10 protein-coding genes and 1 pseudogene are annotated in these 12,749 nt (G+C 54.6%); 2 read left to right on the forward strand and 9 right to left on the reverse strand.

Translation table 11 applies throughout. The annotated features are described in order from the left end of the window. A pseudogene (locus tag M0Q23_09735) lies at nucleotides 1-224 on the forward strand (transposase). A 177-nt stretch (nucleotides 225-401) separates the two neighbouring features. On the opposite strand, the gene M0Q23_09740 reads toward M0Q23_09735, so the two are convergent. The 7 genes from M0Q23_09740 to ilvB all read right to left on the reverse strand — a co-directional run bounded on the left by M0Q23_09740 (nucleotide 402) and on the right by ilvB (nucleotide 8,494). Beyond that, nucleotides 402-1,439 carry an ABC transporter ATP-binding protein gene (locus tag M0Q23_09740; protein MCK9528895.1) on the reverse strand — a complete coding sequence of 346 codons (1,038 nt, stop codon included), beginning with the start codon at nucleotides 1,437-1,439 and terminating at the stop codon, nucleotides 402-404. Beyond that, complete coding sequence (locus M0Q23_09745) at nucleotides 1,436-2,221, reverse strand: ABC transporter permease (protein MCK9528896.1); 786 nt, start codon at nucleotides 2,219-2,221, stop codon at nucleotides 1,436-1,438. Before M0Q23_09745 ends, M0Q23_09740 begins: the two co-directional genes overlap by 4 nt. A 98-nt stretch (nucleotides 2,222-2,319) precedes the next feature. After that, complete coding sequence (wtpA, locus tag M0Q23_09750; GenBank protein MCK9528897.1) at nucleotides 2,320-3,306, reverse strand: tungstate ABC transporter substrate-binding protein WtpA; 987 nt, start codon at nucleotides 3,304-3,306, stop codon at nucleotides 2,320-2,322. A 227-nt stretch (nucleotides 3,307-3,533) separates the two neighbouring features. Next, nucleotides 3,534-5,201, reverse strand: a complete 1,668-nt coding sequence (ilvD, locus tag M0Q23_09755) for a dihydroxy-acid dehydratase (GenBank protein ID MCK9528898.1) — start codon at nucleotides 5,199-5,201, stop codon at nucleotides 3,534-3,536. Between the two features lie 24 nt (nucleotides 5,202-5,225). Beyond that, the gene (ilvC, locus tag M0Q23_09760; protein MCK9528899.1) at nucleotides 5,226-6,284 is read right to left on the reverse strand and encodes a ketol-acid reductoisomerase; all 1,059 of its coding nucleotides are present in this window, start codon (nucleotides 6,282-6,284) and stop codon (nucleotides 5,226-5,228) included. Nucleotides 6,285-6,313: 29 nt separating this feature from the next. Next, complete coding sequence (gene ilvN / locus M0Q23_09765) at nucleotides 6,314-6,787, reverse strand: acetolactate synthase small subunit (protein ID MCK9528900.1); 474 nt, start codon at nucleotides 6,785-6,787, stop codon at nucleotides 6,314-6,316. Nucleotides 6,788-6,790: 3 nt separating this feature from the next. Beyond that, on the reverse strand, nucleotides 6,791-8,494 hold the full coding sequence (ilvB, locus tag M0Q23_09770; GenBank protein MCK9528901.1) for a biosynthetic-type acetolactate synthase large subunit: 1,704 nt from the start codon (nucleotides 8,492-8,494) through the stop codon (nucleotides 6,791-6,793). A 530-nt stretch (nucleotides 8,495-9,024) separates the two neighbouring features. Here ilvB and M0Q23_09775 point away from each other — a divergent pair. Further along, entirely contained in the window at nucleotides 9,025-10,593 is a 1,569-nt protein-coding gene (locus M0Q23_09775) for a methylmalonyl-CoA carboxyltransferase (protein MCK9528902.1), read from the forward strand. Between the two features lie 423 nt (nucleotides 10,594-11,016). On the opposite strand, the gene M0Q23_09780 is transcribed toward M0Q23_09775, so the two are convergent. Both M0Q23_09780 and M0Q23_09785 read right to left on the reverse strand, forming a co-directional pair. Then, a complete protein-coding gene (locus M0Q23_09780; protein MCK9528903.1) occupies nucleotides 11,017-11,532 on the reverse strand; it encodes a DUF302 domain-containing protein in 516 nt (171 codons plus the stop codon). A 218-nt stretch (nucleotides 11,533-11,750) separates the two neighbouring features. Next, the coding region (locus M0Q23_09785) for a hypothetical protein (GenBank protein MCK9528904.1) at nucleotides 11,751-12,749 on the reverse strand (999 nt) is incomplete at its 5' end.

Here is a 12,749-nt window from a genome sequence, read left to right on the forward strand (position 1 = left end):
GTCTGATGGTTTCCCTGCATTACCTCAAGTACATGCACAACCTCAGCGATGAAGGCGTTCTTGACGGGTGGGTTGAGAACCCCTACTGGCAGTACCTGAGCGGCATGAAGTTTTTTCAGCACGTCTTCCCCATAGATCCCCCAAGCATGACCCGGTGGCGCGGTCGTATCGGAGAGGCGGGCGCTGAGGAGTTGCTGAAAGAGACCATCGATGCGGGGTTGAAACTGCTGCGAGTTCGGCTGCAAGGTGAGCGTTGCGGCGATCGTGCCGGAGATATGCCTCCGGTGTCATTTTACGAGGTCGTCAATCGTGGCGCCCGGACTCGACTCTCATACCTGAACCGCTCCGGGGCATATCAGAATTAAAAGCAGCTTGAGTTTCTCCTGCAGGCTGGCTCCGCATCAGAAGCAACTCAGCGCCGTCGCCTTGAACGAAAAATAGATGTCCAGACCGTCTCGAAGTCCCAGTTCAACCAGAGAACGCTTTGTCAGGATGGCCTTGAAGGGAACACCCGATGAGTCAATCAATACTTCGTAATACAGACCCCGATCTATGAGTCCCGTGATGGTCCCCGCAAAGGTGTTTCTCATGCTGGACTGAAAACGTTCCGTGCTGATGACAATATCTTCCGGCCGAATGGCAACATGTGAATAGTGATCTGACGGGATACCGCCCACATCAATTTCAAGGCCGTTGATGCTCACCTTTTCCCCCCTGAAGGTGACGGCAAAAAAGTTTTTCATTCCCACGAAATCGGCTACAAAGCTTGAACGTGGTTCACGGAAGATTTCTTCAACAGAGCCGATCTGTTCGATCCGGCCGTCATTCATCACCGCCCCTCGATCAGCCAGCGAAAGTGCCTCTGCAAAATCGTGAGTAACCATGAGAAACGTCGTACTTGAATGTTGGTGCAATATTTTCAGGCCCTCTCTGATCTCTTCGCGAAAACGGGGATCGAGGGCCGACAGGGGTTCGTCGAGGAGCAGAACGGGCGGATCGATAATGAGTGCCCGGGCCAAAGCGACACGCTGATTTTCTCCGCCACTCAGGTTCGTGGTGAGGCGATGAAGCAGGTGATGAAGGTTCAGATCGCTGACCAGACGATCCATTCGTTCAGCGGCGACAGCATCTTTGATCCGGTGAAATCGCAGCCCGTAGGTGATGTTCTCTTTCACCGTCATGTGGGGGAAAAGAGAGAAGTCCTGGTATACGATACCGACTCCTCGTTTTTCCGGAGGTAGTCGGGTTACATCTTTTTTGTTTATCCATATCCGGCCATGTGAACAATTGATGAGACCTGCTATCGCTTCCAGGAGAACCGTTTTCCCGGCACCGGTGGGTCCCATGAGAACGAAAAATTCATTTTTCTCGATGGAAATATTGATATCGGTCAGGCGAAATCCGCCGAGATCTATGTGTAAATCTTCAGTTTTGATCATGGTGATTTTTCTGATTTCATCGTCAGTATGCGCAGTGTCAGAAACAGGATGAGACAGACGGAAATAAGCCACACGGCTACAGGTTGAGAATATTTCAGTCCATAGGCTTCAAATCGTTCATAAATCAGCACAGGAGCAATCATGGGGTGGTAGGCCACAACAACGACGGCACCGAACTCGCTGATTGCCCGGGCGGTACACATGACGAAGCCAATGAGTACGCTGCGCCGGGCAAGGGGAAAAGTGATCCTGAAAAAGGTGCTGAACATGGACGCGCCGAGGCTTCTCGAAACATGTTCCAGTCGGGACGGAATATTTTCAAAGCCGGCTTTCACAGCATTGACATAGAAGGGAATGCCCACGAAGGTCAGCACGATGACTATACCCGTAACACTGCCCATGACACGGATACCGAGATCCGCGAGGATCATTCCCAACCAGTGGTTTTTCCCGGCAACACTGAGGATCGCGATGCCAATGACAGGATGGGGAATGACTATCGGGAGATCGACAATGCTTTCGACCAGTCGCTTCCCCCTGAAGTCTGTACGGGCAAGCACATAGGCAAGCGGGGTACCGAAGACAAATGAGATGGCCGCGGCCGACAGGGCTGTAGTAATACTGAGCCGTATCGACCGGACCACATGCTTGTCTCCAATCGTTTCCATGATCTGGGTCAGGGAAGGCGCCGTCAGCATTTCCACAAGCGGAACCAGGATGAACAACATGATAACGGCGCCGGAGGAAATGGTGACCCAGAAAAATGGTTCCCGTACCTTCATAGAAATACGAAACTCCCTAGGCCGTGAGACAACCGACCACTCAGGATCAAAACCTCCCGCGTGAAGCACCCAACAGCGCTACCAGAGAAAACGATATACTAGTCCCGGACTTCCACCTTGTCCTGCAAGACGACGGGTATTTTCGCCTTCATTTCAGCCGTGGGAACACGGCATGGAATAAACGGCGGCTGCCCCATTTCGTCAAGTACCTTCAGACCTCCTTCGGGATCCAGAATATAGTCCAGGAAGGCGATGGCTGCCTCTTCATTTTGCGCGTCCTTTATAAGTGTCAGTCCGTATGTGCAGGACTGCCCCCTGATGTCCATGAAGGATCCGGGTGTTTCGCCCGTTACGGACACAACGGCTTGGCTGTAAAAATCATCAAAGGCATAATCGCTCAGATTGATTTCCACAGGAAGCGTTATGTAACGCAGCCCATGCTGTACCGCGACTGAACGATACTCCCATGCGTAATCCATGTTGCCGGTCTGCAGCAGAGAGACTAATTCAACCGACTTGGGACGGATGTTCTCTTGGGGGCGATTTGCGATAACTGCCTCATAAAATCCCGGAATACCGTAATGTTTCTCTGCCAGTTGAAGGGCCATGAGCGATCTGTACCCGCAAGGGTCGAGATTCGGATCAGAGTGCCCCCACACCACATCTTTTTCTTGAAGAATTTCATACCAGTTCTGCTCATTAACACGATCGGCATGGCGGCTCTTGTCGGTATAACAGAGCACGAGCTGGTTTGAGGCAAAACGGATGTTCCAGTCAGCGTGAGAGGGAATCAGCAGTTTGTCGATCACCACGTAATCCGCCGAGGCTATGATGTCACATGGCTTTTTGAGGTCGATGACCTTGCGCGCGCATGCCTGGCTGCCTGCCGCCTCGCGCAGTATTTCAATCTTGGGATAGCGCTCTTTAAAAGCCTTTTCCATGGCTTCGAAGGGAATGGACAAACTTCCGGCATGAAACATGATTACGGTACCCTTCGGTTCAGCCCATGACGCCGCGGGCAGTAAACCGATCGACGCCACCGCAAAAACGGCACAAATCCAGATGGTCAATACTGTTTTTCTCATGAGGCCCCTCCTTTCGGGAACAAGAAGCAGGTTGCTTCCCGGCTGATAACCGCCGTAACGGTTATTTATGGAAAGAACTGGTAAGATACAGATACTAAAGGAAATAACAGAAGGGGGTTTCTCTGTCAAGAGGGACGGAGGGACGTACTTACCTTATTAACTTACTGCAAGATCAACCACCCGCAGGTGAGTAAGTTAATAAGGTAAGTACGTCCCTCTCCCGGGTGTCACTCTTCCCGCCGAAAGACAGCCCCCGTACTGGCCGATGTGACCATTACCGCGTAGCGGCCAAGATAACCCGTTGTAATGGGGGGTTTCCGGGGCTTGAAAGATTTCTTTCTCCGGGCCAGTTCCCTGTCCGTGATCTTGAGATCGATTGTCTTGCCGGGAATATCGATAGCTATCCTGTCGCCTTCTTGCACGAGGCCGATGGGTCCTCCCTCGGCGGCTTCGGGAGAAACATGACCGATGGCCGCTCCTCGAGTCCCCCCGCTGAAGCGTCCGTCCGTGAGCAGTGTGACCGAAGTGTCAAGGCCCATGCCAACGATGGCCGACGTGGGTGAGAGCATTTCCCGCATGCCCGGACCGCCCTTCGGGCCTTCATAGCGTATGATTACGACGTCTCCCGGTTCAATGCGCCCGCCAAATATCGCCTCGATGGCATCATCCTCGGAATCGAAAACGCGGGCCCTGCCCTCCTTGACCATCATGTCAGGATCCACGGCTGATTGCTTGACCACCGCCCCGTCGGGAGCCAGGTTTCCTCTGAGAATCGCGATCCCACCCTCCTGCCGGTAGGGATCCTCGATCGACCTGATAACGGCCCGGTTCTTCACGGCGGCTCTCTTGAAATTCTGCCCCACTGTCTTTCCCGTTACTGTCATCGCGTCGACATCGATGACACCCAGGGAGGCGATTTCCTTCATAACCGCCTGGATACCGCCCGCTTCGTCGAGGTCCTCCAGATGGTGCGCGCCGGCCGGACTCAACAGGCAGATGTTCGGAGTTTTTTCACTGATGACATTGAAAAGGTCGAGATCGAGATCAATGCCCGCCTCACGGGCGATGGCCGGAATGTGGAGCACCGTGTTGGTGGAGCAGCCCAGAGCCATGTCTACCGCTATGGCGTTTCTGAAAGCATTGATGGTGGCGATATCCCGGGGTTTGACATCCTTGCGCACCAGGTCCATCACCCGCATGCCCGTTTCCTTGGCGAGGCGTCTCCGGGCAGCATTGACGGCGGGAATGGTGCCGTTCCCGGGAAGGCCGAGGCCGAGGGCCTCGGTAACACAGTTCATGGAGTTGGCCGTGAACATGCCGGCACAGGAACCGCACCCGGGGCAGGCACAGTCTTCAAGCTCCCGGAAACCCTTTTGTGAGAGGGAGCCCGATCTGACCTGCCCCACACCCTCGAAGACGCTGATGAGATCAACGGGATCGCCGTTGTGATGACCCGACATCATGGGCCCGCCGCTGATGACGACGGTGGGAATGTTGAGGCGCAGAGCCGCCATGAGCATGCCCGGTACGATTTTATCACAGTTGGTCACCATGACCAGGCCGTCGAATGGATGTGCCGTTGCCATGATTTCAATGGAGTCGGCAATCAGTTCCCTGCTTGCCAGGGAATACTTCATGCCCTCGTGGCCCATGGCTATGCCGTCACAGACACCGATGACGGGAAAGGCTACCGGGGTCCCGCCGGCCATTCTGATGCCCGCCTTGACGTCATCGGCTATGATCGAAAGGTGTACATGGCCGGGAATGATCTCGTTGGCTGAATTCACAACGCCGATGATGGGTCTGGACAACTCTTCATCGGTATAACCCATGGCCTTGAAAAGCGAGCGATGGGGAGCCCGTTCGATACCCTTTTTCATTACATCGCTTCTCATGGCTCAATTCCTTCCGTTCCGCGTTTATTTCTTTATCCGTCTTTCAGGACGGAGTTCCCGGAGGACCTGCCCTGCCTGCCACATTTCCATGTCACGCATGGACGCGAGCTCTTTTTCCAGACGTTCGCGATAGTCCGGCTCACTGTTGGCCTTGAGAACAATCTCCGTTTCTCTGCCTGATTTGACACTTTCGTACAACTCGTCAAAGAGGGGTGCCACGACATCCCGGAATCGCCCCTTCCAATCCAGAGCACCCCGCTGGGCCGTGGTACTGGTGTTTGCGTACATCCAGTCCATGCCGTTTTCGCCCACGAGACGAATGAGGCTCTGAGTCAGTTCCTCAACGGTTTCGTTGAAGGCTTCGCTGGGACTGTGGCCGTTTTTTCTGAGGCACTCGTACTGGGCCTCCATAACGCCCGCCAGACACCCCATAAGAACACCGCGCTCGCCGGCAAGATCACTGTAGACTTCCTTCTCGAAGGTGGTGGGGAAGAGGTAGCCCGAACCGATGGCGATGCCGATGGCGCAGACCCGGTCATGGGCGCGTCCCGTGAAGTCCTGGAAAACGGCAATGCTGGAATTGATTCCGCTTCCGTCAAGAAAGTTTCTTCGAACGGTCAGCCCCGAACCCTTGGGGGCCACGAGGATCACATCAATGTTTTCCGGCGGAATGACACCGGTCTGTTTTTTATAGGCAATGGAAAACCCGTGGGAAAAGTAGAGGGCCTTGCCTTCCGTCAGGTGGGGTTTGATGGCGGGCCACATCGCCTTCTGCCCCGCGTCGGAGAGGAGCATCATGACGATCGTTCCACGCTTCGCCGCCTCCTCCAGAGAAAAGAGCGTTTCTCCAGGCACGAAACCATCCTTAACGGCCCTCTCCCAGGAAGATGACCCGCTGTCCCGCTGCCCGACGATAACCTTGAACCCGTTGTCCATCATGTTCAAGGCCTGTCCCGGCGCCTGTACTCCGTATCCGAGAACGGCGATGACCTCGTCCTTCAGTACCTCGCGGGCCTTTTCAAGAGTGAACTCCTCGGCCGTGATAACCTCTTCGGCAACCCCTCCGATAACAATTTGTCCCATGATTCTCATCTCCTTATGTTACGTGCGTGTTACAAAACCACCAGCCCGGACCTGCTCATGTCCTCCATACCAAGGGTCTCCAGTGAAGTCAACACTTCGCTGATCTCCCGGCTTTCTCCCGTTACTTCGAGGATCAGATGGTCCGACGTTTCTTCGAGTATCCGGCATCGAAATTCTTCTGCAACTTTCATGACAGCCTCCCTGGTTTCCCGGGAAGCTCTCATACGGACCAGGGCCATTTCTCTCTGGAATGCATCTGTCTCTTGTATATAGAACACGTCTATGACGTCGACGAGTTTTTTCATCTGCTTTTCAATCTTCTCCACCGTTGTCATATCACCTTTCGTTACCAGGGTAATCTTGGTGATATCCGGTTTCATGGTAACATTGGCGCTTATGTTCTCGATATTGAATCCTCGTCCGCTCAAAAGTCCCGATATCCGGGCAAGTACATCCGGTTTGTTTTTTACCAGCAGAGAGACCGTATGGTGCTTAACTTCCATGCTTCAGTCATCCTTTCTTCGGCAGAGCTGCATATCCGTCAGGGCCGCCCCGGGATTTACCATGGGGTACACACCCTCTTCGGCTTCAACGATAAAGTCCATGATCACCGGGCCCGGTGTTTCAATACCTTTGCGAAGTATTGCCTCCACCTCGGCGGGATTTGCCGTCCTCAGTCCGACAGCGCCGTAGGCCTCGGCAATTTTAACGAAATCAGGAATCTGGCCGCTTATGTTGGTGTGGGAGTAACGTTTTTCGTAAAACATCTCCTGCCACTGCCGTACCATGCCCAGGTACCCGTTATTGAGGATAACAATTTTCACCGGCAGGTTGTAGTTTACGGCCGTGGCCAGTTCCTGGATATTCATCTGGATGCTCCCATCCCCGGCGATGTCCACCACCAGCCTGTCGGGAAAGGCCGCCTGGGCACCGATAGCCGCGGGGAACCCGTACCCCATGGTGCCGAGACCGCCCGAGGTAAGCAGAGTGTTGGGTTCGTCAAAGCGATAGAACTGTGCCGTCCACATCTGGTTCTGCCCCACTTCGGTAGCAATGATGGTGTTCCCCTTCGTCAGGCTGTTGAGCGTTTCAATGACCATCTGCGGTTTGATGGCCTCTCCCCGGCAATAGGAGAGGGGGCCTTCGGAGCGCCAGTCATCGATCCGCCCAAGCCAGTCCTTTCGGGCCTCACTGACACCCTGCAGGCCGTTGCTTCCCAGCATACCGTTCAACTGAGTCAGAGCCTGCCTGCAGTCGCTCACAATGGGCAGATGGGCGAGGATGTTCTTGTTTATAGACGCCGCGTCGATATCGACCTGAATGATCTTCGCCTGGGGGGCGAAGGTTGAAACCTTGCCGGTCACCCGGTCGGAAAAACGGACTCCCAGAGCAACCAGAAGATCGGCATGGCTGACCGCCATATTGGCGTAGTAGGTTCCATGCATGCCGAGCATGCCAAGCCAGAGCGGATCACCGGCGGGGTAGGAACCAAGACCCATAAGGGTCGATGCCACGGGGATGTTCGTTTTTCGAACGAATTCGGCAAGTTCACGGGAACATCGACCCCGAATAATGCCCCCTCCGACAATGACGACAGGATGTTTCGCCTCTTTGATCATTTCCACGGCCTGCTCGAGCTCGACCGCGTCAGGCAGGTAGACGGGCTTCTTCCTGGTGACGCCCGGATGAGGCATTTCCCGGTATTCCGTCTTAGCCTGAATAACATCCTTGGGCAGATCGATGAGGACGGGTCCGGGGCGGCCGGAGGAAGCGATAAAGAATGCTTCTCTGACGGTCCGTGCAAGGTCATCCACATTCCGTACCAGGAAATTGTGTTTCGTGCAGGGCCTGGTGATACCCGTTATGTCGGCCTCCTGAAAAGCATCGGTGCCGATGAATGGAGTGGGAACCTGACCCGTCAAAACAACCATGGGTACGGAATCGAGAAAGGCGGTGGCGATTCCCGTCACGGTGTTGGTCGCTCCCGGCCCCGACGTTGCGATACACACGCCGGTTCTGCCTGTTGCCCGGGCATAGCCGTCGGCGGCGTGGGCAGCCCCCTGTTCATGGCGGACAAGGATATGGTGTATGGGAGACTGAAACAGTTGATCATAGATGTCGAGAACCGATCCTCCAGGATACCCGAAGATGGTATCCACGCCTTCGTCCAGAAGAGATCGAATCAATATTTGCGCGCCGTTAAGCTCCAAAGGAACACCTCCTCTTCGTTATAGACAGCTTGAAAATTAAAAAGACCGCTGCCGGAGAGCCGGTAGCGGTCTTGTTTTTTCTGTATGCCTGACGATCAGACCATCCCACGGCTCCCTTTATGAAAGGAGATAATTACCCGAATTATTACAATACCCCCGGTAAGAGATGGGACGGCAGGCACCGTGAGAACCCCCGATATATCTTGATCGATGTTCCATAGCAGGAGACGCACGGCCTGTCAAGACAAATATGATGGATAATCGTCACGGGGCATTGTTCATCCTTGCAACTTGGTGTCAAACGTGCTATGAGGTTCCACCGCAATTCGGGCGTTTCGCCACGGGACGCCGGCACAGACATTCGGTGGACACAAGGTTCCGGGCAACACCGCCTCATCGGAAAATATGGGGCTGTGCTATTTCATTTCACCACGAAGCCGCCCGGTGGAAACGAAACTCTAAAGCATCAGGGGACCACTCGGAACGGGCAGGAATGCTCAGCCCGAAACACAAAAGGAGACTCGCAGACTATGGGCACGGAAGATCTCAAGGGAACAGCAGCAAAAATCAGGGCCTTTGAAGAAAAAAAAGAGGCCCTCATGAAGATGGGCGGCGAAAAAATGATCGCCAAGCAACACGATCTGGGCAAGCTCACGGCCCGGGAACGGATCGACCGCCTTTTCGATCCGGGGACCTTTCAGGAGGTTCAGCTTTTCGTGAAGCACCGGTCACCGCTCTTCGGCCTGGACAGGAAAGAAATCAATGCCGACGGCGTCATTGTGGGATTTGGCAAAGTCAACGGGCGCACCGTCTTTACGGCCGCCCAGGACTTCACCAGTGCCGGCGGAAGCCTCGGTGAAATGCATGCCAAAAAAATCTGGAAGGTCATGGACCTTGCCCTGGACGCGAGGAAGCCCTTCGTATCCATGAACGACTCCGGAGGCGCCCGCATCCAGGAGGGCGTCCCTGCCCTGGACGGTTATGGGGGTATCTTCTACCGCAACACCATCGGCTCAGGATACATTCCCCAGATCACGGCGATCATGGGACCAACGGCGGGAGGCGCCGTGTATTCACCCGCCCTGACGGACTGGGTCTTCATGGTCAAAAAAACCAGCTATATGTATATCACCGGGCCCGATGTCATCAAGGCAGTCATCGGTGAAGAGGTCACTCACGATGAACTGGGCGGAGCTATCGCCCATGCGAGCAAAAGCGGCGTCTGCCATTTCGCCACAGAAAACGACGAGGATTGCATCGACAAGGTTAAAACCCTGCTGTCGTTCCTTCCCGACAGCTGCCACAGCGCCCTGCCGATACTTGACTGCACCGACAGCCCCGATCGTGAATGCCCGGAACTCGACGGCATCATTCCCGACAGGGCAACCCGCGGCTACGATATGAAAAAGGTGGTCACGGCTGTCGCCGACGACGGGGTCATTTTCGAACCCCATGAACTGTGGGCGAAAAACATGCTTGTCTGCTTCATCCGCATCATGGGACGGCCCGTGGGAGTCATCGCCAACAATCCGAAATTCGGTGCCGGCGTCCTTGACGTGGATGCTTCAGACAAGGCATCCCGGTTCATACGCTTCTGTGATGCCTTCAACATTCCACTGCTGACCTTTTCCGACGTTCCAGGCTACATGCCCGGAACCCAGCAGGAGTGGTCGGGGATCATCAGCCATGGAGCGAAACTGCTTCATTCTTACTCCGAAGCAACCGTTCCGAAACTCACCGTGGTCACCCGAAAGGATTACGGCGGAGCCTATATCGGCATGTGCAGTAAATACCTTGGTGCCGACTACGTTATGGCCTGGCCGTCTGCTGAAATCGCCGTCATGGGGGCCGAAGGCGCCTGCAATATCATCTACCGCCGCGAGATTTCCAGCGCCGATGACCCTGCCGCCAAGCGGACGGAGTTGGTTGCCTCTTACGAGCAACAGTTCAACAACCCCTACTTCGCGGCCAGCATGGGTATTATCGAGGAAATTATCCTTCCCCGGGATACCCGCAAGCGGGTAGTGACGCTTCTGGATGCTCTGCAGGGGAAAACCGTTACAAGCCTTCAGAGAAAACACAACAATATTCCACTGTAAAACAAAATGAATGCAAAAAGAGGGGGCAGGACACCGTCCTGTCCCCCTTTTTTTGAGAGCTTGAAAACTTTCATTTAGGCGGCCATGGATGAATTCCTTTTCCGTGCTTCATCGTTGATTTTTCTAATCACTATGTTTTATTTTATTCCTTATGGACGATGATGACGGATGCATATCGTCACCGCTGAACCCCGATCCCGGAAGGCACTTGGCAGTCGACCGCACTGACCTGCCGTGATGAGCTACATCTACCAGCGAAATATATTATGGTTTTTATTAATTCAATACCGGGTCCAAAGTCCTTGTCGTTGCCTGTTGAGTGTGTACTTTCTCCGAACCCAACAGACATGCCGGACCGGGCAATTCAGGGGAACATGATTTTCGGAAGCAGCCGATTATTTTCCGACCAATCAGCACCCGGATTCAGCGGATCGCAGCAGAGATGATCCTGTCTATCTCCTCGTCAGACGCCGACATCACCTCGGACGCTTCGGGAGGCATGAGGTGTACGAAGGCATTCGTGTTCATTCGGGCAACGAACACCGATCCGTCTGATGTCTGGTAAATGCTCACACGACAGGGCATGAAGGCGGAAATGGGCCGATACTCGTCTCTGCTCAATATGCGCGCGCTGTATTTACCGCTGCAGACATCCAGAATGACGACGGGGTGCAGTGTAAAGCCACGTTCGGACAGGACACCCGCCATGTTGTTTGCATTCAGCACACTCCATCCCGCCTTGGCCACTTCTTCCTTGAACGTTCTGAGTGTTTCCGCAAACGACTTCTGGCTCTGTATAACCTGGACCAGTTGTGGTTGATCAGTCGCCGTTTCCCTTGCCGCCGCATTACCGGGAATCATACCAATCCCTAAGAGCGAAACCGTGATGAAAATCGTCAGCAATGGAATGATATGCCTGGATGTAAGAGTTTTTTTCATAGTGAACCTCCTGCAATGTTTTTTCGAATAGAATCGTTTTTCAGTATACAGCGAGATACTAATCTTGATGGTCCCGTAAAAAGTCCAAATTTTCCAAAGGCAACTTTGTAACTCATTGGAAATATCGGGATCTATTTTCAAAATTCGCCATTTTTCGACTTTGTTGTACGATACCGTCGAGATTAACACGTCCCTGTTCAGCTTGGCAAGTTAATAAGTTAAGTACGTCCCCTGATCATTTCCGCGAGGTCGGTGAGCTTTCCATCAAGGGCGGCCATGTGATCCGGACCTGCGGCCAGGAAGGACGGCAGGGCCCTGTCCAGTGCAGGGAACCGGACGGTAAGGATGGGACAGACGCCCAGGATGAGAGCACGGGCGGTTCTGGTTTTCCAGGCTGTGAGCGATTCGCTGTTGGATTCGCCGTTGTGGACGTAAAGAGGCGGGAGACCCGCGCCGAAGAAATCCCGGTCTTCCAGGGGGCCGAAGAAGTCATTCGCGCCGGCGGCTGTGTACTGTTCGTTGCCTTGGGACAGGGCTTCGATGTAAGCTTTCGCCTGCCCCGGAGTTCCCCCGACCGCAAGAACGTCCGCGACCGCCAAGGGATCGACGCGGGCCTCGCTACAGGACACCATGAGGGAAAAGGCGGCTGTTCCCGCGTGCTTGGCCAAAGCGGTGAATCCCACGTGGTCCGCGAGGAAGAAGCCTGCTCTGTCCTTTGCTCCCGTCATGGCCTCGGGCAGGGTTACATGGCTCATGCAGGGAACGGGGCAGCGGAAACAGGCAATGTTTCGCGAATCGTAGCCGGCCACCAGGCTTCGCACGGTATCCGGGGCGATGTGGGCAAGAATGGAGGCAAAGCCCCGCTCCCTCTTGGAAAGACCACTCTTCAGATCCGCGATGAGGGCGTTTGAACGGGCCAGATCTCTTGTACCGAAGGGAAGACCGCTGTGGGCGTTGATGAATATTCCCTGTAGATTCTTGCCGGCCATTGCGGCCGCAAGGCCCCGTTTGTCAAAGCTTCCTCCTCTGCTTATGGATACGGATGTACCCGACGCGGCTGCGGGCGCAGTGATGATCCAGGATTCGAAGGGTCCCAGGTTCCGGCGGGCTTGTTCGAGCATGTCCGAAAGACCGGGCTGCTCAACGGTTTTGGCCGGGTGCAGTGTCAGCTTGCCCTCGGTGACACAAAGCACAAGGGGCTGTGCTGCCCTGTTCGT

It is taken from the genome of Syntrophales bacterium, from assembly GCA_023228425.1.
Lineage (GTDB): Bacteria > Desulfobacterota > Syntrophia > Syntrophales > UBA2210 > MLS-D.